This is a genomic window from Trichocoleus sp. FACHB-40, from assembly GCF_014695915.1.
Lineage (GTDB): Bacteria > Cyanobacteriota > Cyanobacteriia > Cyanobacteriales > FACHB-T130 > Funiculus > Funiculus sociatus.
Window position 1 is genome coordinate 76026 of the sequence record NZ_JACJPF010000024.1, and the last position, 23113, is coordinate 99138.

The 23113-nt window shown below is 46.1% G+C and carries 34 protein-coding genes and 1 tRNA gene; 17 read left to right on the plus strand and 18 right to left on the minus strand.

What is annotated here, in order from left to right; genetic code table 11:
* Window positions 1–59: 59 nt before the first annotated feature.
* The 7 genes from H6F63_RS01415 to H6F63_RS01445 form a co-directional block, all read right to left on the minus strand.
* Window positions 60–296, minus strand: a complete 237-nt coding sequence (locus H6F63_RS01415) for a hypothetical protein (RefSeq protein WP_190634241.1) — start codon at window positions 294–296, stop codon at window positions 60–62.
* 16 nt (window positions 297–312) lie between these two features.
* The gene (locus H6F63_RS01420) at window positions 313–660 is read right to left on the minus strand and encodes an HNH endonuclease (protein ID WP_190634244.1); all 348 of its coding nucleotides are present in this window, start codon (window positions 658–660) and stop codon (window positions 313–315) included.
* A 1-nt stretch (window position 661) separates the two neighbouring features.
* Window positions 662–3190 carry a DnaB-like helicase N-terminal domain-containing protein gene (locus H6F63_RS01425; protein WP_190634245.1) on the minus strand — a complete coding sequence of 843 codons (2529 nt, stop codon included), beginning with the start codon at window positions 3188–3190 and terminating at the stop codon, window positions 662–664.
* A 67-nt stretch (window positions 3191–3257) separates the two neighbouring features.
* The gene (locus H6F63_RS01430) at window positions 3258–3740 is read right to left on the minus strand and encodes a hypothetical protein (RefSeq protein ID WP_190634248.1); all 483 of its coding nucleotides are present in this window, start codon (window positions 3738–3740) and stop codon (window positions 3258–3260) included.
* Complete coding sequence (locus tag H6F63_RS01435) at window positions 3724–4053, minus strand: acetyltransferase (protein ID WP_190634250.1); 330 nt, start codon at window positions 4051–4053, stop codon at window positions 3724–3726. Before H6F63_RS01435 ends, H6F63_RS01430 begins: the two co-directional genes overlap by 17 nt.
* Window positions 4054–4068: 15 nt before the next feature.
* Entirely contained in the window at window positions 4069–4251 is a 183-nt protein-coding gene (locus H6F63_RS01440) for a hypothetical protein (protein WP_190634252.1), read from the minus strand.
* On the minus strand, window positions 4248–4508 hold the full coding sequence (locus H6F63_RS01445; protein ID WP_190634254.1) for a hypothetical protein: 261 nt from the start codon (window positions 4506–4508) through the stop codon (window positions 4248–4250). The genes H6F63_RS01440 and H6F63_RS01445 overlap by 4 nt, the downstream gene beginning before the upstream one ends.
* A gap of 243 nt (window positions 4509–4751) precedes the next feature.
* On the opposite strand from H6F63_RS01445, the gene H6F63_RS01450 reads away from it, so the two are divergent.
* A complete protein-coding gene (locus H6F63_RS01450) occupies window positions 4752–5033 on the plus strand; it encodes a helix-turn-helix transcriptional regulator (RefSeq protein WP_190634256.1) in 282 nt (93 codons plus the stop codon).
* A gap of 80 nt (window positions 5034–5113) precedes the next feature.
* On the opposite strand, the gene H6F63_RS01455 is transcribed toward H6F63_RS01450, so the two are convergent.
* Entirely contained in the window at window positions 5114–5497 is a 384-nt protein-coding gene (locus H6F63_RS01455; protein ID WP_190634258.1) for a hypothetical protein, read from the minus strand.
* 82 nt (window positions 5498–5579) lie between these two features.
* On the opposite strand from H6F63_RS01455, the gene H6F63_RS01460 reads away from it, so the two are divergent.
* From H6F63_RS01460 to H6F63_RS01515, 12 genes are all read left to right on the plus strand, one after another.
* The gene (locus H6F63_RS01460; protein WP_190634260.1) at window positions 5580–5810 is read left to right on the plus strand and encodes a hypothetical protein; all 231 of its coding nucleotides are present in this window, start codon (window positions 5580–5582) and stop codon (window positions 5808–5810) included.
* Window positions 5811–5845: 35 nt separating this feature from the next.
* On the plus strand, window positions 5846–6208 hold the full coding sequence (locus tag H6F63_RS01465; protein WP_190634263.1) for a hypothetical protein: 363 nt from the start codon (window positions 5846–5848) through the stop codon (window positions 6206–6208).
* A gap of 212 nt (window positions 6209–6420) precedes the next feature.
* The gene (locus H6F63_RS01470; protein ID WP_190634264.1) at window positions 6421–6693 is read left to right on the plus strand and encodes a hypothetical protein; all 273 of its coding nucleotides are present in this window, start codon (window positions 6421–6423) and stop codon (window positions 6691–6693) included.
* Window positions 6680–7069: a hypothetical protein gene (locus H6F63_RS01475; protein WP_190634266.1), complete on the plus strand. Its 390-nt coding sequence runs from the start codon at window positions 6680–6682 to the stop codon at window positions 7067–7069. The genes H6F63_RS01470 and H6F63_RS01475 overlap by 14 nt, the downstream gene beginning before the upstream one ends.
* Window positions 7070–7269: 200 nt before the next feature.
* On the plus strand, window positions 7270–7479 hold the full coding sequence (locus H6F63_RS01480) for a hypothetical protein (RefSeq protein ID WP_190634268.1): 210 nt from the start codon (window positions 7270–7272) through the stop codon (window positions 7477–7479).
* 118 nt (window positions 7480–7597) lie between these two features.
* Window positions 7598–7774 (plus strand): hypothetical protein, encoded by a 177-nt coding sequence (locus H6F63_RS01485; RefSeq protein WP_190634269.1) that lies wholly within the window; start codon window positions 7598–7600, stop codon window positions 7772–7774.
* Window positions 7775–7825: 51 nt separating this feature from the next.
* Complete coding sequence (locus tag H6F63_RS01490) at window positions 7826–8494, plus strand: hypothetical protein (RefSeq protein WP_190634272.1); 669 nt, start codon at window positions 7826–7828, stop codon at window positions 8492–8494.
* A gap of 13 nt (window positions 8495–8507) precedes the next feature.
* The gene (locus tag H6F63_RS01495; protein WP_190634274.1) at window positions 8508–8900 is read left to right on the plus strand and encodes a hypothetical protein; all 393 of its coding nucleotides are present in this window, start codon (window positions 8508–8510) and stop codon (window positions 8898–8900) included.
* On the plus strand, window positions 8897–10456 hold the full coding sequence (locus H6F63_RS01500; protein WP_190634276.1) for a hypothetical protein: 1560 nt from the start codon (window positions 8897–8899) through the stop codon (window positions 10454–10456). Before H6F63_RS01495 ends, H6F63_RS01500 begins: the two co-directional genes overlap by 4 nt.
* Window positions 10453–10689 carry a hypothetical protein gene (locus tag H6F63_RS01505; protein WP_190634278.1) on the plus strand — a complete coding sequence of 79 codons (237 nt, stop codon included), beginning with the start codon at window positions 10453–10455 and terminating at the stop codon, window positions 10687–10689. Before H6F63_RS01500 ends, H6F63_RS01505 begins: the two co-directional genes overlap by 4 nt.
* Entirely contained in the window at window positions 10679–11182 is a 504-nt protein-coding gene (locus tag H6F63_RS01510; RefSeq protein WP_190634279.1) for a hypothetical protein, read from the plus strand. The genes H6F63_RS01505 and H6F63_RS01510 overlap by 11 nt, the downstream gene beginning before the upstream one ends.
* Window positions 11179–11373 (plus strand): hypothetical protein, encoded by a 195-nt coding sequence (locus H6F63_RS01515; RefSeq protein ID WP_190634283.1) that lies wholly within the window; start codon window positions 11179–11181, stop codon window positions 11371–11373. The genes H6F63_RS01510 and H6F63_RS01515 overlap by 4 nt, the downstream gene beginning before the upstream one ends.
* A gap of 163 nt (window positions 11374–11536) precedes the next feature.
* On the opposite strand, the gene H6F63_RS01520 is transcribed toward H6F63_RS01515, so the two are convergent.
* The 8 genes from H6F63_RS01520 to H6F63_RS01555 form a co-directional block, all read right to left on the minus strand.
* Complete coding sequence (locus H6F63_RS01520) at window positions 11537–12370, minus strand: peptidoglycan-binding protein (RefSeq protein WP_190634285.1); 834 nt, start codon at window positions 12368–12370, stop codon at window positions 11537–11539.
* A gap of 3 nt (window positions 12371–12373) precedes the next feature.
* Window positions 12374–13000 carry a hypothetical protein gene (locus tag H6F63_RS01525; RefSeq protein ID WP_190634287.1) on the minus strand — a complete coding sequence of 209 codons (627 nt, stop codon included), beginning with the start codon at window positions 12998–13000 and terminating at the stop codon, window positions 12374–12376.
* Between the two features lie 9 nt (window positions 13001–13009).
* A complete protein-coding gene (locus H6F63_RS01530) occupies window positions 13010–13315 on the minus strand; it encodes a hypothetical protein (protein ID WP_190634289.1) in 306 nt (101 codons plus the stop codon).
* Between the two features lie 3 nt (window positions 13316–13318).
* Window positions 13319–14119 carry a hypothetical protein gene (locus H6F63_RS01535; protein WP_190634291.1) on the minus strand — a complete coding sequence of 267 codons (801 nt, stop codon included), beginning with the start codon at window positions 14117–14119 and terminating at the stop codon, window positions 13319–13321.
* The gene (locus H6F63_RS01540) at window positions 14120–14356 is read right to left on the minus strand and encodes a hypothetical protein (RefSeq protein WP_190634293.1); all 237 of its coding nucleotides are present in this window, start codon (window positions 14354–14356) and stop codon (window positions 14120–14122) included.
* Entirely contained in the window at window positions 14357–14920 is a 564-nt protein-coding gene (locus H6F63_RS01545; RefSeq protein WP_190634295.1) for a hypothetical protein, read from the minus strand.
* A 28-nt stretch (window positions 14921–14948) separates the two neighbouring features.
* Window positions 14949–15317, minus strand: coding sequence for a hypothetical protein (locus tag H6F63_RS01550; protein WP_190634297.1), 369 nt, complete (start codon window positions 15315–15317; stop codon window positions 14949–14951).
* A 199-nt stretch (window positions 15318–15516) separates the two neighbouring features.
* Window positions 15517–16176 carry a hypothetical protein gene (locus H6F63_RS01555; protein ID WP_190634298.1) on the minus strand — a complete coding sequence of 220 codons (660 nt, stop codon included), beginning with the start codon at window positions 16174–16176 and terminating at the stop codon, window positions 15517–15519.
* 169 nt (window positions 16177–16345) lie between these two features.
* On the opposite strand from H6F63_RS01555, the gene H6F63_RS01560 reads away from it, so the two are divergent.
* The 4 genes from H6F63_RS01560 (at window position 16346) to H6F63_RS01575 (ending at window position 21227) form a co-directional block, all read left to right on the plus strand.
* Window positions 16346–17578 carry a hypothetical protein gene (locus tag H6F63_RS01560; protein ID WP_190634300.1) on the plus strand — a complete coding sequence of 411 codons (1233 nt, stop codon included), beginning with the start codon at window positions 16346–16348 and terminating at the stop codon, window positions 17576–17578.
* A 171-nt stretch (window positions 17579–17749) separates the two neighbouring features.
* A complete protein-coding gene (locus H6F63_RS01565; protein ID WP_190634302.1) occupies window positions 17750–20113 on the plus strand; it encodes a hypothetical protein in 2364 nt (787 codons plus the stop codon).
* Window positions 20114–21031 (plus strand): hypothetical protein, encoded by a 918-nt coding sequence (locus H6F63_RS01570; RefSeq protein ID WP_190634304.1) that lies wholly within the window; start codon window positions 20114–20116, stop codon window positions 21029–21031.
* Window positions 21032–21164: 133 nt separating this feature from the next.
* Window positions 21165–21227 (plus strand) — tRNA-Ser (locus tag H6F63_RS01575).
* A 12-nt stretch (window positions 21228–21239) separates the two neighbouring features.
* Here the strand turns inward: H6F63_RS01575 and H6F63_RS01580 are convergent.
* On the minus strand, window positions 21240–21944 hold the full coding sequence (locus tag H6F63_RS01580; protein ID WP_190634306.1) for a Crp/Fnr family transcriptional regulator: 705 nt from the start codon (window positions 21942–21944) through the stop codon (window positions 21240–21242).
* A gap of 18 nt (window positions 21945–21962) precedes the next feature.
* On the minus strand, window positions 21963–22922 hold the full coding sequence (locus H6F63_RS01585; RefSeq protein ID WP_190634390.1) for a threo-3-hydroxy-L-aspartate ammonia-lyase: 960 nt from the start codon (window positions 22920–22922) through the stop codon (window positions 21963–21965).
* Window positions 22923–23113 lie beyond the last annotated feature (191 nt).

Sequence of the window (23113 nt, forward strand, 5' to 3'; positions counted from 1 at the left end):
CTTTCCCTCTTAAAGCCCCCATTGACGAGCAATCTAGAGATAAAGGGCATGGTCGTCTTTTAGCCATTTAATACCTCCTTTTCTTCCTCTGCTTTAAGGGCATGATTAACGAGTTCTTGTAGGGCGTAATGGCTAAGATGCAAGCCCCAAACATCTTTATCAGACCTGTAAAGTAATCTGGTTTGTACGTGATAGTGGCTAATAGATAAAAGCCTTAAAGGCCTTTCCCTTTCGCGCTTTGCCTCAACTAAATCAAAATATCGTTTGATTAGCACTAATCCGCTATCTGTTTGCATTGTCTTGAAAAGGCATTCAAATGGGTAATGAAAGTTGCCCTAGCCGCTCTCGTTTAAGGCGTTTTTTCAACGGCATTGCTTTAAGGTCATAGCGGCAATGGCATCCTGAACAGAGGGCTTTTAAATTGGATGGGTCACAGTTGGCGGGAATATGATCTAGGTGAGCCACTGTGAGAGTGAACCTTTGGGGATGTGCCATGACTTCATCCCAAGGCTGATTTCTGCGTTTACAAAACTCTACGAGGGTTTCTCCTGGGCGGCGGCATTGTCTACCGCATTCCCGACACAGCCAGTTAGCTGCTTGTTTAATTTGCGTGGCTATTTCGTCCCAATTCGGAGGGTAGAGGCTGCGATCCATTGGCATATCAATCCCCCTTAAATTCGCTATCAACTCCGGATTTAAACCAGCTGATAGCTACTTCAAAGAATGTGAAGGATAGCTGGATAGGCTCTGATTCAGCTCTATCTGGACGAATCACAACTACTTCTATTCCTTCGCGTGTTGCCCTGAATCGCCCCTCCCAGCCTTTGTATTTACAGATTGTTGGCTCGGCTATCTCAATCTTTTTGAGTTCACTTAAGCGCTGTCTCAAGCGGTCAATTCGCATTGAATTGCCGCGAGGTTTTGCCTCTACTTTCTGTAGCGCTAATCTCACATCGTCAGTAGATGCCTCGGCTAGAGCTGAATCAAACAATCTATTTTTAAGTGGGGTGTTGATTAGAGCGTGGAGGGGTGTGGGATTCTCGGCACCAGGAGCGGCGATCGCGTTCTCCCCCTCGGCACCAGGAGCGGCGATCGCTAACTCAGAATTAGAAACAGCCTTTTCAATTCCGTCTAATTGCGTATGGGTGTGGGTGCAACTCGTCACCGTGTACTCAGTACCCTCGAAGAAGACTTTCTGCCCAATAGCGAAGGGAGCCGGTGGCTGTTCGTAGGGTTTCTCTATCTTTTCGTGATACCAGGGTTGAGGAGGATGATCACCCATGATCACCTGATGATCACCCTCAATGATCACCCCTGGAACTTCCTGTTCACAGGGGTTCCCAGCATCGGCCGACATCTGATCATTAATGTCGGCCGATTTTTCTGTGGAAAAGTTTGAGCTTTCAATGATCGGAGGCCGGCCGATCCCCGAAAGTATTGTTAAGCCTTCATCTTGGGGGTGATCATCAAGGGTGATCATTGGGTGATCATCGGGGTGATCATCGGCATCGATGCTAGATGCTTTTAACTCAGCCTTAATCTTGGCGATCTTGTCTCTGTCGGGTGGTGTATGCGTCGGAAAACCATCACCGTCCAGAGCAATCCAGTATCCTTTAGCACCAGAGGGCAGACGCTTACAGCTAATTTCACCATCTCTGGCCAGCTGACTAGCGCAACGCCGGATGCTGTCGAGATGACCTCCGATTTCTTCCTGAATCTCTGCGGATTCATAGGTCACATTGGGATGGGATTGGAGGAAACCGACAATCTTATCCTTGATGGTTAAATTTGAGGTGTCTTCCTCTTCCCCCTGCTTGCCCAGTAGTAGCCAAGAGTTGTCCTCTGGGTCAAAGAGCAATTCATAAATCCCTGGCGCTCTTGACCTGGACTTCTCTACCTTTAGCAGTCGGTTGAGTGAGTCGGGGCGTTGAGCATCGCACTTGGCGGCAACGCAGAAAACATCGCTTACAGCATTAACGATCGCCGTGGTTCCCCTCGGCTTTGACCCGTCGCTTACGGCATGGTGAATAATGCTGATGTGAATGCCTAATTCTTGCGCCAAAGCCTTCAATAAGAGAATAGGACGGGCGTAGGGAACGTCATTTTCTGAGTAGATTGAGTTGGAGCTAACTGCTGTTAGGGAGTCGATAACTACCCAGTTGATGCCGAGTTCGATAATTTCTTTCTTTAGCTGTTGGATGTGATCAACTGTCCACCGTGACTTGCACATGATGGGCATATCGTCGGTGATGCCCCTGGCGTTGAAAGCTTCGAGCATATCCCCTTGGCTCTCGTCCGTCTGGACTAGCAAGATATTTCTACTTCTAGCTGTGACAGGGAAGCCATTCCACGATTGACCATTAGCGACGCTATGAATTAGGTCATAGATGAGTCTTGTTTTACCAACTCCTCCCTTCCCGTAGAAGAGAGAAACCTTACCTTCGGAGAGAAAGCCATGCAAGAACCAACGGTTTACAGATGCCCCGTATTTCTTGCGAAATTCCGCTAAAGGGATAGCGGGTTCGTTCTCGTCGTTAATGAGGTGCTTATAGTAAATTGTCTCCAACTGACCAACCGACAATCCAGAACTTTTAGCAATATCGATCAACTTGAAATAGCGAAGAGAAGGATTCTCTTCTTCTAATTCCAATTTTGATACTTGATCAATAATTTGTTGATGCTTGAATGCTTTAGCATCTCTTAGTCCGCCGTCTAAGGCTGTCTGGGTTGTGTAGTAAGCTTGTTCTTGTACCCAGCTAACTAATTCCTGCAAGTCTGTGGAAGTTTCGTAGCCAGCACTACTTATCTCACTTCCTAATTGGATTACTCTTCTTCTTAGGTATTTCTCAATAATTAGCTCAGCGTACTGGTCAATATTAATCGCTGAGATTGTGCAATCGACTAATTGAGCCAGTTTGCTTTGCCCACCTATTGAATCAAGTAATCCTCGGTCATAAAGATAAGTAGTAACTTGCATTAAATCGGGTTGTCTTCCGAGTCCAAAAACTGATAGAATGGCTCTATATATTTGTTGATGGCTCTTTAGGGCGAAGTGTTCTGAAAGGAGTTTATCCGCGACCATAGAGACTGATTGTGGATAGCTTAGGATTCCTCCCAAAACCATTTCCTCCGCCTCTACATTCATTGGAGGCAGTCTGTCGCTAGTTACAAAAGAATTTACAGCAATCATTGTTTATTACCTCTAGTTATTGGCGATCGCTTTCCTTCCTGGTTTAGGCGATCGCCTTTTCTTTGGGTCAAAATTCGTCGTCGTCTTCGTCACCGCTCTGGTCAAAAGGGATATCGTCCGCTTCCTCCTTTTTCTGATTTGAGTCGGCATACGATGCTTGGATTTGCCCCAGTTCAATCATTAGCTCTTGTTGGAGGGCGGTGCCGAGAACCTTCTCTTCATAAAGGACTGGTGATCGTGTCATCTTCCAGTAGCCATTGGGTTTCTCGTAGCCATTTTCGTAATCGGGATAGATGAAAATCTTTCTCTTTAGAAAGGTGATTTCACCTATTGCTGTAATTTTTTTGTAGCTGCGCTTGACCTCAATCTTTAGCGCTTCTTGAAGTTCTAAACTCAGAACCCAGCTAAGCTCCTGCCGGAATAAATCACAGGCTATTTGGTCTATTTGCTTTTGAGCTTCCAGGCGGAGAGCTGTCAGGTTTCTGACATGAGCCTGATGCTCTGGGTACATTCCGCCGATCATGCTTTCTAGATCAGTAATCTGCGTCATCTTCATTCTCATCCTTGTAAGAATATTCAGCCTCAACAGCTTTTGCTGCTGGTAGCTCCCAGCGCTGCACAGGTGTTGGCTGGTGGTTTGAGCCGTAGCCAATTGCTACTTGCTCGGTGACTGGTGTGATGCAGTAAACAGCCGAGGGAGCATAGAACTGGGTGGCAGCGGGTTTACCGTCTGTGGTTGGGATATCTAATCTCAGAAAGTTTGCCCCGGCGATCGCTTGTTCTTTTAAGTAGCCGCCTAACTTGCGATGCCCCAGGAGTTCGATAATCACCCAGCCTTCAAAAGTTCCTTCTGTAGTTTCCATGTGGTGTAGTAAACGTTAAATTTGATGAGCCTTAATCCAGTCGGAAAATCCGACAAGCATGGGCATAATTGTCCCGTCTGGGAAAACAAAGCAACGACCTGGTTGAAGCTTTGTTGCTTCACAGGCGATCGCACGAATAGCAAGCTTCAGTTCCAGGGGCTGATTGTTAATAGAGTCCAAATCGTTTAGCTGACTCATGAGGCGATCGCGTTCTCCTCTGGCATGACATCTAAAGCTGATTGCTCCAGCAGTTTCCATAGGCATTCAGCTTCATCATCGGAAAGCACTATAGAAGGAAGTATTTGAAAAAATATCTCCAAGGTTGAGCCGGTCGCATCGTACTCGGCATGGGCGATCGCATCCAAATTTATGATCCTGCCGCCAACACGGACGAGCGGTGACTCCATCCGTAAATTTGGAATAACGAATTTGTCTCCTATCCGTATCATGCTCATGGTTTCTCCTGTCGGTTGTGGTTGAGGGATGAGTTTTCGAGCTAGTTGTCATGGCGAGGGCTGGTGCTTATTTGCGGGGGGACAGACCTATCTTCCGCCTTGTACCAATTCGCTCTAAACTGCTTATCCCCTTGGTGGGAGGATTAAGGAGGGTAGTCCAGACCTGGAAATTCGGGACTGCCCTCTAATGTTGTATCTGCTGAGGACTCAGATTGACAAGTCAATTTGAGATGTTATGATGATATGTCAAGACCGACTGAAAGACAACCGTCTTCTGATAAGGATAAAAAAAGCGTGTTAAGGCAGCTGAGAGAAAGGGCAGGACTAACTAGAGAAGAACTGATCACACGGCTGGGAAACCGCGTCTCACTTGCAACTCTAGCCCGATGGGAAACGAAGCCATCAGAACCGTCAATGACTCGTCAAGAGTGGGCGGATTTTTGTGAAGCTATCGGCATTCGTTTTGAGGATCTGCCCAAAAATCTCGCTACCTGGGTTTCAACCGATACCAAGGATACGAACTAACGGTCGTTTCCATAGAAAAAGCCGGGGCAACAACCAAGCCCCGGCTCTCCAGACATCTACTAATCAGAGGAGGTATTTATTTATTTACTAATTAATTGACCTTGCAGCCGTTGAACTTCTAAGTTCGCCTTTCTAATGTAATCAACATTCCGCTCAACCTGTTTTTGCAATGCGTCCCGCTCATCCTGGCAGACTTTCAAATCTTTCTTTGCCTGACGCAGCTCAGCCCACACGGGCCAACGGCAGAAAACCAAAATCAGAAACGTAAATACGCTTGTATAAGGAAAACACGCCAAACCGTATATCACCCAACGACTTGCCCCTTTTTTAATCCCAACCTTTTTGACGAAGAACCACCATAAGAGGCACCAAACAACCAAAGCAATGATAGTGGCTAAAACATTGACAATAAATGTCCCTGAATCGTAAGAGGAATATCCAGAACTGTAAAAACGACTACTCATAACACTCACTGAGTAACGACTCTTTACCTAGTAATCCCAAAAACTGCTAATGACTAACGCCCAATAACCAAGAACTGATCCAATGGAACGGCTAATCAATCCCGGCTTTATCTTTAATCAGATCCGTAGATACAACCTGTCCCGTAAACAAACCTACAAAGATGCAGCTCTTGTTGCAGTTGGCATTCACGTAGGTCTACTGGAGAGGAAAAATATTGTATTGCGCCATTTGAGCGAAGAACAGCGCCGAATGATGATCTACTTCCTGCAACAGTTCTGCCGCAACGAAGGCGTTGACATCATCATCAAATAGCCCAGAATTAATTTAGTTGTGAACCGAAAAACCCAGTGAAGATACTAATCAACTCCACAAACCTAATCTATGCTTTGCATCGGGATAATTTTCAGAGTTCTCGCCTGAACGCAAACATTAGGGACGGCATTAAATTTGAAATTCATCCATTCCCCTTCAAAAATGCCCTTCTTTTGATCTACCGCTATTTAGAAGGAGGAGATATGGATTATGAGATTGTCAAAGTTGACGAGAGAGGAGTAGGTTGCTACGGGACTCAAACCACCTATTCGGCTGGATTCTATACTCCTGAAACGCTTTGTAAACGAGCGCAAGAAGATTTCAACTTAATTGAAGGTGATGAAGTTGATGCAGAATTTGAGCATTTGATACTCAATTGGCAAGGACTACAACGCTGACCTTGCCATCAAATAGTCAAATCAAAAGCCAGCAGTATTGCTCGAAAGGCTGCTGCTGGCTAACACCCCAAAACCCAGTGAAGGAAGGAGCTTTATTAATTATGCGCCTAATTTTTATTAATTCAAGCGTTACAGGCAATCGTGACCGAGCCGTGAGCGACTTATGACTGCCGCTCACAACTCGCTCATAAGTCGGTCACAGGTTGCTGCCTATGGATGAAATTATCCCGGAAGAAGTTTCTTGGGTAGCACGCTCACAAGCCAGAAAGCTGCTGAACATTTCTGATGCCCAACTACGGCGCGATCAGTCAGTCCTACTGGAATTAAAAACAACAGGATTCGACTATAAACGTTGTGACAAAGGGTTCACTAGAGATTCCCTTCTGGCTCTCTGGGAATTTCGCAAATTAATCCAGCTCAAAGGTCGCAGTCGTGCGATCGCAGAAATCAACTCAACAATGGAGCAATACTATGAACGCAGCTGATAAGAAAGCAATTGAACAAGCCAAGAAAAATAAGGATGCCGAGGATGGACGTAAACGCAGCCAAGCCAATGCCGATCAAGGTGTTGATAACATTCAATACAAATTAGATGAAGCACGTTCAGCCGTCCGCGATTCCACAAAAAGTTATATTGTCGGGGGCGGGATTTCGGACGCGCTTCAAGACATTGCTAACGGTGACTTTGGGGATATTAGCAACGAGATTTTTGATTCCCTCAATGCGTTTGTAGATGGTATCCACAACGTTCGCTTGACGTTGGAGGCAGCAGAAAGTGACCCAAAATACTTGCTGCCCTCCGAATCCAGCAATTTATCCTCCTTGCCCTCCTACTCCACCGCAAAAGCCAAGGGGAGATAGAGATGTTTAATTTCATCTATCAAAAGCTCTCGCAATGGTGGGCAGCATCCACCGCCACTCCAGGCTACTCTGCTTCCGTCCTTTGCGACGGCGTGCCATTCTTCTAAAAATTCAAATTTTGTCAGTAGCCAGGGGTCATAGTTTCCACGCTTCGCCCCCTGGCACTGGCTCCAAACCTACAGAAAGGAGACATTTTGATCATGGCAGATTTTGAAGTCGGTTTTCCCGATGGGCAATACATGGCCCACGGTGTCGATACCGCCACCGCACTGAAACTCGGCGATATCTTTCGCCGCGGCGATGACCCACAGCCAACCATTGATGCAATCGAAGACGAAGAAGTGCGGACGGTCGCACAGCGAATAAGCGATCGCCTTTCAACTCACTCAGCGCGGGGGAAAGGAGCATGAAATACGCGATCGCTTTTCTAATCGGAGGCGTGCTGGTAGCTCCTGGCTTTCATCCATGTAGCACCAGAATGTCTCCCCACCAACTCGCCAAGGGGATGCACCAGGAGGCAAGCGCAACATGAAAGACAGCAGCGATTTAACAGTCCCTCTGGCAATACTCACAGCATTCCTTGGGTGGCAGCTATACACCAATCACGCCCACACTCAGAAACTCCAACATACCCTCGGCATCTGCCAGCAACGGGAACAGCGCACAGACCAGATGATAGATAAACTTCGCGGATTCAACCAATAAAACAACGCCCTCAGCTATCGCCTGGGGGCTATTACCTTGTAAGGAAACATCATGGAATTTGGAAAAAAAGGCGGCGCAATCGTCAAATACGAAGGGAAGAAGTCAGGCATTCACAAAGTCCAAGCGCTAGATCCAACACTCGTTGGATTGACAAAAAACTACTTCAATATCGACCTGAAAGAGCTGCCAAACATGACCGATCAGCAGCTTGCGGAATATGCTGACAGGGCGCAAGCAATGGACAGGTTGCTTGAGGTATTGCCAATACTTGAAAAACATTTCAAAACTCTCATCGAAGGTCAGGTTAAATACGAGCAATTCGTAGCCGAGATTCAAAAGGATGCTGCTAAAGCTGCTAAACAAATCGATCAGCAGATATTGAATGTCTTTCTTGCGGGGAAGGGCTACCAAGACCATTTAAAACTCATGGGGGATAAAGCGCGTCACGGCGTGCTGAAGTTGCAGTCTGAGAGCCGCAGTGCCTTAAGCCTAGAGCGTCTGGACTTCCAAACCGCACTCCAATTAGTACAGCGGCGACATCAAACCGGAGCGCAACGGATTCAAGAAAGAATCCCTCTCATGGAACGGCGCGAAGCAAGTGCTGAACAGTCCAGAAAGGAATCCGAAGCACGAAAAGACCTGCTTAATAATGGCACCAGTTCCAACTCAAACAACAAAGGATTCTGGCAGGGAATAGGCGATTGGTTCTCAGGTAAATAACTAGAGGAAGCTGATGTTTAATCCTAATGATGATCATCAGCCTCCCTCCGAGGCTGATTTTGTTTCTGAAGAATCCACACACACCTTCTATAAAGCAGCTGGCAACCTGTCAGAATTTGGGCTTTACTTTTCCGGTGGATTGGCGCTGGCATTACTATCCAGGCTCATTCCTGGGATGTTGGTAGCCTATGCAATGCTGCTAGGACTCACCGCTGGGTACATTGCTCTGGCGCTAGGACGCGACAGACGAGAGAGCGCAGTTATCGGACTTGCAATCGGTGCTTCAGTTATCGCAGGCTTCTGGGATGCGATCGCCTCTCTGGTTGCCATAGCAAACCCAATCCTCCTGATATCCATCCCCACAGTTTTTGTGTGCCTAGCGACTTTGTGGAGGGTACGCAAATGAACCCAAAATTAATGATGCTCTCCGCTTTCGGAGTAGGAATATTAGGCGCGTCTATTGCGACAGCGGGCAATTTTGATGGGCGCTTGATTTATTGCCAGCCATCGCCGGCGGGATGCGCCGAACGTTCAGTACCCGACTGGGTGCGTTTAAACGTGCCGGCGGAAAATGTGCGACGGGAACCGGGCGCAGCGGGTTGGAAATTGAGCGGAGCATTACTTGCTATCTCTGGCTTTGGGGTGTCGATGACTTTAGCGCGATCGCTTGCGTCCCAAGAAGCCACAGCGCAAAAGTATCAGAGCGTCTGGGAAGGTGTCAGCCTCCAGAAACTAAGGATTCAATCACAGGCAGAACTGGAAGCCTTCAACCAGCAAGCAATGATTCAAGCAGCTGAAGCGTCTTATGCGGTTTTAGAACCCTACGACCAACCCCTGCTAGATGGGCGGGACTCACTCGACGTTACCAACCAAATTGAAGCCACCGTCACACCTGAACCACAGACCGAGACAGCTCCCAATCTTCTACCCTGGCTTAAAAGCTTCCTCTCTAGCACTTCTCTAGCGTGGGGGAATCAAGGTGGCGGCAAGAGTTGGTTTGTACGATTGTTAGCTCTTAAAAAAGTCCAGATGGGCTACAGATTAATGGTGTTCGACCCTAACAGCAACGCTACTGAGTGGCGAGGAGTGGAGCTGTACAACACCTATAGCGCGATAGAGGAGCAGATGAGATGGTATGTAAGAGAAGTCATGGGAAGGTACGAAGATTTTGGGAAATCAACTGTCACTGAGGAAGAGTGGCGATCGCAACTTTGGAAAGATGGGAAGGCCGTCTCTGTAATCTGCGAAGAGGCGACCACCTACGCCGATTTTATTGAAGACAAGGAACTCCTAACCAAGTTCGCCAAAGTCTCTGCCACCCTGTCACGGAAGCAAGAAATGCCCGTTACTTTCGTAGCGCACAATAACACCCAAAGCTGTCTAGGCGATATCAAGGGACTAGCTAATCTGATTGCCCGGATGCAGCAAATACAACTCCTGGCAACGACTGATCCGGAGACTTCCCAGCCCGTCGCCAGCGGTAAGGCACTAATTCGGCTTGACGGCTCAACTGAATGGGTAGAAGTGGACACGCCCAAAATTGAGCGAAAAATTACAAACTTCAAAGTAGAAAAGGAAAGTGATCGCCCTCCCCAACCCGTCCAAGACAGTTCCCCCGACAACCTCTGGGAAGCTGCACGGCAACGCCTGGAAGCGACGTATAAGCAAGATACGGCTGGGGATACGGTAGATACGAGCGTATCTAGCCAAGATGCTGACACAGTGGACGATTCAGGCGATGAGGATACGCCGGATACGTATCCAGAAGGGCATGGTTTCCCGCCCCAAAAGCAGCTCCTAACCATGCTGAAGGATACGGAGTTACCGCCTGGGAGATTTATCAAGGAAGCCTTGAAAGCGACCAAAACAGAAAGGTATAGGGCAGCTAAGAGAGCGATCGCATTCGTGCTGCGGCGGCATGGTGATTTTAAGTTGATGGAAAAATTCAAGGACTGTTTATGAACATAGAGCTAAGTAAACGAGACAAGCTGCTACTAGCGATCGCCGCCCTAGTCGAGGTAGATGACAGGCAGGGCGGACGCAGAAATGAGATAAATTTTTCAGGCTCACTGCTCACCAGTGAGAACATGAATTACCTGGCTGAGCAGTGCGAGGGAATGTGGGACTGGACAGAGCAGCAGTTGATAAACAGCGCTTCTGCCTGGCTCGAAAAATTAGGAGGTGATGATGAATAGCCTTGAATTTTGTGATCGCTTTCTCCGAGACGGATGGTGTGAGCGTGATTTGCAAATGCTTATTCAAAAACAACTCCGCCAGCGGGGAATGTTTTTAGCTCCCCACGAAGTACGAATCAAAACGCCCACTGCCACCAGGCGCATCGACTTAGCAACATGGCTCTGTAACTACGAGGTGAAGAAGTATCTTACCCGCGAGGCAATATTTCATGCCGCCGCTCAGACGGAACTCTACAACCACTATGTCCCTAAACTTTTGTGGATAATCCCCAAGCGCCGCGTAGTTATTGGGCTTGCACCCAGCGACCCCCGCGACTATGAAGCAGCCCGGAAAGTCGCGGAAGACTTCCGGGCTATGGGCGTGAATGTGATTTTTGTAAACGAGACGGGGCTAACCCTCAATTCCCCAGAACTAAAAACTCTGATAGGAATACTGGCGCTAATTTTTTGCTCTGTTGCGATACTTTCTTTTCTACTGGTTCAAGCCTTATGAACAAACCGGACTACGAATCAATGAGCGATTGGGAACTATTAGCCCATCTGTCATATTGCTATCAAGTACAAGCGAATGATGAAGGTAGAAAGTTAATAAGAGAAGCTGTAGAACCGGAAATCTTTGAGCTGATAACCCACCCTGACGTACAAAAAACCGCAGAACAGTATTCACAATCAAAGCACCAATGAGACATAGAACCCGCAGAAGAATCAAAAATATTGTGATAGGAACTATTGCAACCTCTTGCATATTTGGCTTTCTCACCCTATTAATCCAGCCCAAACAAATTAATAGAGGAATGCTTCTAGGATTTGGCTTTGGACTGTGTTGCGGGGTTCGCCTCACCGAAGATTAAAGGCTTCCCAAAATACGCCAAGTTTGCATCCCAACGACACCATCGCTTACCAAACCTCGTTCGCGTTGGAATTGAATCACAGCAGCAGCGGTTTTCTTCCCAAAAATTCCATCGGCAGGAACTATCTTTAGTTTTAACTGAATTTTACGGACATCTTCACCGCGGCTGCCTTCCCTTAAACTTCTGCCAGGAGTAGGGAGTTCTGAAATATTTTCCAACCTTTCAAAACCTGGCACCGCATAAAATCCATCGCATGAAGTGGATAGAAGCGCTATCTCAGTTTCTTTCCCCCACTGCCCATCTTCAATAATTCGCCGATCTGGATGGTTGTAGTTCCAAAGCTGTTGAAAAGCTTTAATAGAAAGCCACGCTAAATTCTTGCATTTTGTCCCCTCAAAATCAAAGTGCATTGGATCAAATGAGCCTATCCAATCCCAACCATACCGCTCTAAATAGGGCTTCCATCCCTGAGCATCTTCAATATCTAAAGCCAGTCCAGTATTATGATTACTTCGTCCTGGGACGGCTGCGGCAGTAATCCCACATCGTCGATTTTTGTAGTGAGTGTAAAGAATCGCTTGTTGCGCCAATGAGCGGTAGGCACTATTGACAATCATCTTCTTCCGACGAATAGCGATCGCCTTTTCTAGAGCCTCCACAGCTGGCGCTTGCAAAAATGGGTGGCACCCTGCGCCACAAGCCACATTCAAATGGGAAAAATCGACTAACAGACCTGGTGCAATGCGGTTGATTTGATGAATCAGCTGATAGTCCAACGGGCGAACACCCGATGTTGAACAAGAAGTATATTGAGCAATTGATGAAGTCATAGCTTAAATATGGTGAAGCTGCCCTAAGAAAGCCTTCGCCGCTTTGGTCATTGCGGAGAGCCACGCATCCGGATCTAAAACGTTGATAGAAAAATCCGGATCGGGCAAACTGGCAATTGATTTTACTACCCTCCGACAAATCGCTTGAGGATAGCGATCATGCCCTGTCCAACCTGAGAGAATCCCTTCCAAATCAAACGCCCAGATCCCAATACACTCCAATTTGATGCGCCCGTTAATCGGGAAGCGAGAGATTTTCTGAACCCAGAAAAGATGAGTAACAACTTTGTTAGGTTGCCAAAGTAGGAGGCGTTTGGCTTCGTCGGTAAGTGTGTGTCGCCCTGGCGAAGAGCCAGATTTTTTACCACGAAGCTTTTCCTCATTATCAATTTGGTGCTTAACTCGGCGGAATGAGTCAATGGCAACCAAAAAATCATTCTCCCCCTGTCGTGGAATGATTCTCCAGGTATCAACGCTTCCGATGGTATCTCGCTCCAAGCGGACAAGCCCGCAGGCTGGGAAGGAGAATCGCTCAAGGATAACTGGGGACGGGTGTTTGTGTCCTCGGCGGATGAGTCGGCGAATCCATCTTCTGATTCCATCTATCCAGCTCCTAGAGTTTGAAGCCACATTTTTAAATTATTTAAGTAAATTGCCGATTTTTTCAGCCAGTGTGTCTCGTGTTGCGTAGATTGCGAGTCCTGTTCCGAGGGCGGATGCGATCGCTTCCAACGGCACCCCCTGCCACCCCTGCCATTCAATTTTGCGGGTACAATCTCCCTTCTGACACTGATAGTCAACCCTCAAAGAAAATAGACACGCCACGACCAGCACAGAAGGGATGGTTGCCGCGAGAGCTAAAACTGAGTAGCCCCGCCCAACAGCGGATTTATTCCGATTCGGGCAATCTATCGGGCAATCAGATTTACTGCTTTCGATCTGCATAAATTAAAGTCCCGTGGTTCTATAGCGCCCGCTCATCGGCTCTTGTTCAATCAAATCGAGTAGTTCAAGCTCAAATAAAATCCCTAATACCTGACCAGAGGGCATATCTACATAAGTAAGAATTGTGTCCAGTGTCCGGTAGTCTGTGGACAAAGCATGATACACAAATCGCTGTTCTTGAGTCAAATTCGCTCTAGCTGAGGGCGGATTCGGCGCCGGCGGCGGCGCGATAGCCGAAACATTAACCAACTTATCTAAGGAGTAAATAAACAACTCAGCCAAAAAGTCTAAGTTTTTATCTCCATAAAGCCAGGGCTGGAAGTAGCCGCCAGAGGTGCCTTTCTTTTTAGGAACCGCCTTGTATCCAATCCGACGAACCAGATTTTCGTCTGGTCTGTAAGTCGCAGGGGAATCTGGCTGAGTTACGCGCAGATAGTGAAAGCCACCGGGCAAATCGTACTGTTTTAATCGGCGCGTGTTCGGGTCTTGGTTTGTCGCTAGTACAGTAGTACCCCCGACAACCGGGAAAGGATGTAATTCGCTACTAGATGCAATGGCAGAAAACCTGCTCATTTTCCCGATCCAAAAGTCAGAGGGACTGGAAGCATAGTAGTATATGTCCGCCAGTAGCCCGTAAACCTCCGGATAGTAAGTTCGGTCTTCAATGGTTTTAGTGACAACCGAGGCAATCTTAGAACGGATAGTCACAGCCTCGAAAGGGTTAATCGCTTCCCCTAACATCTGCCAATCATCACTCGTAGGCAAAACGCTAAACAAATGATTTCCGAGACTGACCCACGCCATTTAAAACCCTAAAATTTCTAGATTTGCATCAGCAGTGGCGAGGTAGAGATCCATATTCTGTTCCCAAAATTCGCAGATATCTAGATAAGTTTCTAAGTCCATCTCACCGCCAAGAAACATTGAAAGCGCTGTATTAATTTCATAAACCTTTTGAAATTCGCGCTCCAAATCAACTCCGTTACCGGGAATGAGAATCGTTTCCACGCTAAGAGCGCTTTCAATAGAATCTTGCATCATCTATCTCAGCCTAAAAGCTTCAGGACGGAATGAGACACGGCGAGAAATACCCGTCGCTGGAGCAACACCTGCAACTTGTCCAGCGAGGCGCTGAAATGCTTCGTATTGGCCCTCCGTTGCTGCATCAGCATCGGTCGCACCAAACGGGATTGTATAAGATTCCGTTGCTGCTTTCTTATACTCTAGTCCGGTGATCTGGCTGACCGGAGTAGTAGTAGAAGCATTATTGACCACAGCGACAATCAGTTTGGCTGAATTAAATCCAGCAGAAGGAGTGTTGGCGGTGTCGATGTCTCTATGTCCTAATGTCAGTGCAGTTAACCCGTTTGCGGTAATTTGGGCATTTGCTCGACCCGTTACCCCAGAGGCATAAATTGTTGCCGCAGCGGGAGTCGCAGCCAACACCCCAAAAGCACGAATGCCAATTTTAACCGTTCCTTGCCGCGCTTGAGATGTTGCGTTATAAGTCGCAGTCCCAGAACGGAATGCCTGATATTTAGTAATAACTGGGCCGGTAGCCTTTAGCGTTTTAGCTGCATATTGCAGCCTTGAAAATCGTTTCATTTTTGCCTCCCCTAATTAATTAATCGGTTTACTGTTTAGGGGCAATCGCTTCACCGACTTTGATCGGAAGCATCGCCGTAACGGAAGCCGTAGCCATGCTGTAAAGCTTCCCGTCCGGACTCAAGCGGGGTGGTTGCATAGCTGGTGCAGTAAAGGCAGCTATGCGCTCACCAGCTGGCAGGGGCGATCCATCTCCAGCATTAATTTCTTGCTGAGCAGCGGCAGCAACTTGAATCAGTTTGTAGATCAGCTCAACCACAGCAGATTCACTCAAGTCACCGACCGGGCGACCGATAAAAGCACTCACGTTCATCATCACTTGACCGCGATCGACTAGAAAACTATCAGCGGCAACATCAGGGGCGCTTGTCAGCGATTCAAAAGAAATCTCATGCATAAAAGTAAAAACTTAACTTAAGGGCTGCTCCAAAGATGGCATTTGATAATCAAAATCGTCAATACGGGTAAACCCTTAGCTGCCAAGGGTTTAAAAGATTTAGGAGTTTACTGGAGAGGTGCACCTCTCCGAGAATGATTATCAGAATATGTATAATAAGAAAAATATCTTGTGCAGGAGTTAACAAATTGAAACACATTCAGACTCGCTCAACTACCTTCAAAAACTTGTTAGACCTATCTACTAAATAAATCGGCTCAGACAATCCATCTAAAACTAAATAGGCATACTGAAACCGGACTGTCACTGAAGGACGAATTTGAGCCAACTTCACCGACTGACCTAAAATCGTTTCCCTGCCTGGATTTTGAGGAAATGCTTTAGCTGGATTAGCATTTTGAATAATATTCATATATTCCCACTCTGGAGAGAATTTACGAATATCTAAAATCTGTTCAATGATTCGCCTGGCCTCACCCTCCGAAGAACATAAAAGCTGCAATTGATACCCTAATTCCCAATCGGTATAAGAATACATTACTTTACCTTTACTCCAAGTAAATCCTCCCCCTGTAGCAAATTTTTGCCTAATAATTGATGCTAAAGATTTAATTTCTGCATCCGTGATTGTGGTAGTTTTTCTATCCATAATCCGAAAGCTTATCTCTCCCTCAATTGCTGTAGACCCATCCTGATTAAAATAAAGAAATACCTGGGGTCTATTACGGCGTTTTACACTATTCTTTCCTGTCGAAATTTGTCCACTTTTCTGACTTTCTAATAATTGATATTCCGCCAAAACTTGTGTTATTGTCGGTTTTAATAAAGAAGAAGGTCCTTTTAGAATAATTCTGTTCATGTTCAATTACAACTACGCACGTAACAAAATTATATCAATTCCAGCTAACGACGCAAGCATAATAACTGTATTTGAAAATCCCTCCCTTTCTACCTTTACTTCCCAAAATCCTACTAAATCAATCGTCTCAGTAAACTGCTTTTTAAAAAACTTTTGGGCATACGCTGAAATGAACAGCTTAGAACCCGCACCCTTTCCGGAGTTTGCACTTACCGACACCGAAAGTCAAAAGCGCCAAAAGACTCTAGACATTGAATGGGGAGCAAGCACCCCGAAAAAGCGACTCGATATACTAATAGCCGAAAGCGGTGGCCCTTGGCAGGTAGTAGGTGCGGTTTCCCTTTTAAAGTCTTACGGCTATCCAGGGCGTAACTACAGATTAATTGACACTTTCACTGACACCCTAGCTTTTGAGATGGGAAACGGGATGAAGTTAGGGGTGAGAGTTGTAAATATGGGTTATGGTCTATTGGCTAATACCGATGTACTGACTCTACACATGGGATGGATTGAGGAATATGTGGAGGACGAGGTATTAAATTATCAATTAGCCATTTCAGAACACATGATCAACGGGGTTTGTAATGGTCGGTTAGAACTACAACCGATATCAATTAATATTGGTAATATAACGGGTGCTAACGCTCTTTATTTTAATCCCCACGAGGGGAATAAAATAGGAATTTACAACGAGGGTAGTGACTCATTTAAAATAATGAGTTTTTCAACAGTTACAGCGAATTTAGCTAGTTTAGCTGTTAATACTATTTATGATGTATTCGCTTATGACGACGATGGCAGTTTAAATCTTCAATTAGTTGCCTGGACTAACGCCACAAATAGAGCAAGCGAAATTACTTTAATAAAAGGCGTTTGGTGTTGGGTATCAAATCCAGGTAGGAGGTATTTGGGAACAATCCGCACCTCTGGCGCGGGACAGTCCGAAGACTCTACCTTGCGCCGATTTGTGTGGAATATTCAGAATAGGAGGTTGAAAAAATTAAGCGCTTTAGAGGTTAGTGCATCATGGGGAGGAATAGCGGGATGGAGAGCAGCTAATGCGGGTACTACTGTAGGAGTACAAAGAGTAGAAGCGGTTTTTGGAATGGTAGAAAATAGTTTTCGCGCTACTCATATAGGGGCGTTTCGGGCGACAACTATTACAGACAATGCGGTTGGAATAGGAATAAATAGTACCTCTGTTAACTCTGCTGAATTAGGAGGGCGGCAAACTTCAACGGGTAACTATGTAGAACAATCAATAGCAGAATATAGCGGTATTCCACCGATAGGTTACGTCTATTTTCAGCGGTTAGAATTTGGCGGGGCTACGACTACGTGGTTTGGGAATAATAACCCAGGAATAATTAAAGCTGGAATGTTAGCAGAGGGTTTTTTCTAATGGATTTACGCGACCCGTTTTCACCAGAAAGAATGAGCGAGGTCAACGATTTAGGAGATTTCACAGTTCCTTATCGTTACTTTGGGAGAGAGGACTATAAAAACTTAAAATATAGATATCAAAGGCTGGACAATTACTCTAAGGGAATTATCATTAGATTACTTAATAATAATGGTTAGACAGACACGCAACAACGGATTGCATTCTGACACATTGCCGAGAAATACTATTATTGAAGTCCCCGATGATGAGAGCTGGGCCGACAAATACAACGACGATATCCGCGACACAATCCGCGACACGCCGAGAGATACTATCCGCGACACAATCCGCGACACGCCGAGAGATACAATTCGCGATACGCCGAGAGACACTATCCGCGACACAATCCGCGATACGCCGAGCGACACAATCCGGGATAGACCCCGGATTAGCTCCCAACCAACACGCATACAGGAAACAGTCAAACCCTGGATCGACACACCGAACCGGACAACTAGACCTAGATCGCTTCCTAATCTCCCTTGGGTTGAGATAGTAGAGCAACAAAAAGGTTTGACTCCAATTAGTAATACAGGATTTTATCGCTCTCCAGACGAACCCGCAGATCCCCGCGACTGTAACCGATACCCAGATTCGCCTTACTGCGGCGGGATACCTCTAGACTTTGCGCCAATATCGTTAGATCCTGCGGTCGTGGTTAATTCTTGCGGTCAAGTCGTGGGAATTCAAATTAACCCGGTTGTGGCTTTTGTGAAGTTGCCGCCAGTCCAGCTGATACGAGTTGATCCAAATTGCGATCCGATCCCAGAGCCACCGCCACCACCACCACCGCCACCGCCAACAAAACCAACAACAAAGCCGCCACCACCACCAGCGCCAACACCAATAAGCTTTGAGTGTTTTGAAGGGACTTACACCTTTGAAAATTCTAGTAACAATTATGCTTCTTACTATCTGCCAATGATAGAAGACATAGAAAACTTTATCAATAATAGCAATGAATTTGATTCAATAACGGAACATACTTTTGTTTATGATCCAGCTACAACACTACCAGACACATTAGGTAGAACTACTAGAATAGTAGATAAAGTAAATTTAATTTTTTATGATGATGTCCCTAATTTATTTGTTTCTGTAGATGGTTTTTTTCAAGCAAGAGATCCAGAGGAGGAAAGTGGCTTTAGATATGTATCAGTACATCCGTATGGATACACAATCCGAACCAATTATCTAAGCTACGATGGAAACACCCCCCGCGAATTTCCGCACATATTTGTAGATAAAGAATATTTTGTTAGTTTTTTCATTCCTAACTTTACCTGCGATAACGGGGAACCTCCAACCCCCTTAAATGAGCCACCACCACCGCCGCCGCCACCTGATAGAGGCAGACCGTCACCACCACCACCACCGAGGCCCTGTTGTATGAGTTGCTGCCCGTCTTCTCCTAATCCAACTTCTGACGCACTTCTGCGATTGATTTATATGGAAGTGCTTAATACTAAAGCTAAAGTTAATGCGCTAACAGAAAGAATTGAAACTATAGAAGAAAACGTTGGAGACTTCCCAAGAACAATTCAAGTATTTGATTATGATGAAACGACAAAAGGTGTACAGCCTGTAGCTTTACAAGTAGCTTCTATTGCTGAATCTATCCCGGTTCTAGCAGCTAGAACTGAGAAAGTAGCGAAGCTTATCGGAGTTGATGAATTCCCCGCTCAAATACCAGAAAGCTTAATTACAAAAGATGAAGGCTGGCTAGGGAATATGATTCCTAATCAGCCCGTGTACGAAAATAACATAGCTTCAGTTTTAGGAAGAGTTATCAAATATGTAGATGAAATTGCAGGTCAATTCGAAATACCAATTGAAATAAAAGACGCTGACCCGACAACGCCAGGGGCGCAACCAGTGGGATTAAAAATATCTAATATCGCTGAGGGATTGGGAGAATTAATTCTACTCGGCTTGCAAACTTCTATCAATTCCGAAACGCTCCTTAATATGGCGACTCGGAACCTATTAGAAACGGGGCAGATTAAACAAATGGGAGTTAAAATTCACGGACAAACGGAGGCGATAACATCATTTTTGGGCTTCAATACAAAGGATGACACTAGGCAGATGCCGCTACTGTTCACCATTGGGAAAACTTCAATGGATGAACTATTGCAAGAGAGTTACGTAAATGTAACTGTGCCTGAGTTTGACGAAAAATTAGATTTAAAGGACATCTTGGCAGATTTAACCCAATCCGCCGCCATTACTCGTGCTGTTCATTGGCGCAAAATTAATATGGGTGATGCTGTGAACATGAAAGACCAGATAATGAGTCTATGGCGCGGTCAGAAGAACACAGCGGATAAAATTAATGAAACCGCAGACGATTTAGATAGTTTTATTAATAGTGCTGAGATAGGATTTACAGATACACCCGGCATTACGGATAACATCAATCCCTACGGTAGACCTTACGACCAACGCCCACGTATCCGAGAAATCGGAGTCACTAGCGACACACAGACATAGATGCCACTATCATTTGACCTCGCACAACTAAAAAGCCGAGCTGCTAGAGCCGTCGCTACTGGTTCAAGTAATGGGGTGCGGCGGTTCGCTGTCTCTGGAATGCGAGATAGTGAGCCTGATTCAGGGGGACTCGTTCAAAAGCTTTGGAATGGGTTCTTAAGGTTTGGCGGGAGTTTACTAACTAAAGTCTGGGAATCTCTGAGCGTTGCCTTAAGTTTTAGTTTTACTTTGCTCTGGAGTGTCATCGTTAGCGTTTCACAATACATCTGGAATTTCAACTGGAACGTTACGGAGGCGCAAAACAACCAACAGATACAAAGTCTTTTCACTTCTCTGGCAGGGAGTGCGGGAACAACTTTAGGGAACGCTGTCGGCTGGCTTGCTTGCGGCGCCATCCCTGGAATGGTGATAGCAAGTTTCAATGAGCCGCTGGGGTTATATGTACTCAAAAACGTCGGAGAGGAAGCGGCGGAAGAAATCGCGGCGAACCTCGCTAACTTAATCAGGCAGACGGCGATTCAAGGTAGCCAAGTGCTGCTGAGTTGGATGTATACCCAGGTTAGAAAATTCTGGAGAAAAGAAGACAGCGTGTTTCGTCAGGAGCTAATGAAGACGGGAAAACTCAAAAAAGAAGATATAGATAAGGCGATAGCCGATAGAAATAAGCCTTGGAGTTTTGCAAGTGCGTCTGAAGAAGCGATAGAAGCTATCCCCAATGAAACCTTAAGAACATTTGTAGAAAATTTCTTTGAGGAAGCCGCCGACGCTTGCATCGAAGCGGGGTATGTTGTCGCCGGGGCGGTCGATTCTTATATGGCATCCGCCAAAGTTGCTAATCAAGGGCTGTTAGGGCCAGAACGTACAGTAGAAATTTTGTTAGATCGTTCTACTGAACCAGATCCACAGCCCACTACTTAATTACTTGCTCTAATTGTCAAATCAGCAAGTTATCTCTGCCCGACCAAAATATAAGGGTTTTAACGTTAGTGGTACAGCTTATTGGTACATAGAGTTTAATATTAACAGGTAGACACCTTAAGCAGCAATGCTCGGAGGGTTAAATGTTACCTGCTTTGCAAGCAGGATGTCAGCGGTTCGAGTCCGCTAACCTCCATTTCGCACTCTCTCAAGCATGGAGTTCTGAGGTGCCGGAAGCGATCGCTTCTAATTTTTCCGCATCCAATACTGTAATCTTACCACCGCGACTGTAAGTCACAACCGACTTCAAACTCTTGAACATTCGCACGCACTCCTCGTAAGTGATGCCAATACTCCGCGCTATTTGATAATAGGAAAGCTTCACCTTCAAAGATGCGCCAGTGGGGGTTGGTTCGGTTCCTTGAGATGCAAAATACTGAATAAACCGCGCTAAGCGTACAATTGCCCTTTCAGAAACCAATCCATGCACCGTGTCATGGAGTTGTTGCAATCGAGAATTGAAAACCATCAGCATTCGCAAGGAAATTTCTGGGGTTTGCCTAATTGCTTCTAAGAGGGCATCTCGTTGTACTGTAAGAATTATTGAATCACACTCAGCTGTCACCATCGCCGGAGAAATTCCATCACCCAATAAGGCGGGTGCAGCGAAAATTTCCCCCGGTGGTAGGGTACGCAGAATCGTTTCTTTGCCTGTTGTTGCAGTTTTGGTGATTTGCAAAGAGCCACCCAACAAGGCGTATAGTTTAGGAGGTAAGCGATCGCCTTCATGTAAGACTATCTCCCCTTTGCTATATTTCTGTACTTGGGTGTAAGGTTGTAAATGTTCTAATTCCGCAGGAGTTAGATCCACAAAAACCCGAATCTCAGAAAGTTGCTCGACTGTTGCCTGCATTATCTCTTAGTGTTACATTTAGCGGGCTAGGAAAATGTTACCAATTTGTGTCATATCCACATTTCCCCCAGTGATGATGACACCAATCTTTGCATCTGTAACAACTCCTGAAAGTAAAGCAGCTGCTGCTAAAGCGCCTGTGGGTTCTACGACAATCTTTAGGCGTTCCCCCAAGAAAAACATGGTGCTGCGGATGGCTTCTTCAGAAACTGTCACCATATCATCAACATAATGCAACACCAGGGGAAAGGTAATTTTCCCTAAACAGGGGGTGCGTGCGCCATCGGCGATGGTGTCAGGATTGGTAACAGTATGCAGCGTTTTGGTGTGAAACGATCGCGTAGCATCGTCGGCGCCTTCGGGTTCTACGCCGATGACTCGACAATTGGGTGAAAAAGCTTTGGTAGCGATCGCGCAGCCGGATAATAAACCACCGCCACCGCAACAAACTAGCACTAAGTCTAATTTTCCAACTTCCTGAATCAGTTCTAAAGCTGTTGTACCTTGTCCTGCTACCACATGAGGATGATCGTAGGGGGGAATTAGGGTGAGATGGCGATCGCTGACCATATCTTTCGCCAAAGCTTCCCGCGTCGTTTCCTGACGATTGTACAAAATTACTTCAGCACCATAACCGCGAGTTGCGGCTTGCTTCACTGCTGGTGCATCATCAGGGATGATGATGGTAGTGCGAATGCCTAGCAGTTGTCCAGCAAGCGCGATCGCTTGGGCATGATTTCCCGATGAATACGTCAAAACGCCGCTTTGCTTTTGTGCTTTTGATAACTGCACCATTGCATTGTACGCACCCCGAAACTTAAACGAACCTGTGCGTTGAAAATTCTCGCACTTGAAGAAGACTTGGGAGTTTGTGCGCTGATTGACAGTTTTTGAGGTCAACACAGGTGTACGGTGGGCAATACCGCTAAGGCGCACCGCAGCAGCTTCCACGTCGGCGATGGTAACGGATAATACCATTTTGGATTTTGGATTGGTAATTGGGGGTTCTTTGTCAGCAAAGGGTGCGATCGCGATCGCATCCTTGGTTGGCATTCCTGAGTAAAAATTATAAACTTACTCTAAGTAGAGATTTTTTCTTTTATCTTTTCCCGTAAGCTTACCAAAGGTAAGCCAAAAATATCTAATTTTCTACTGCTTTTTTTTTGCGG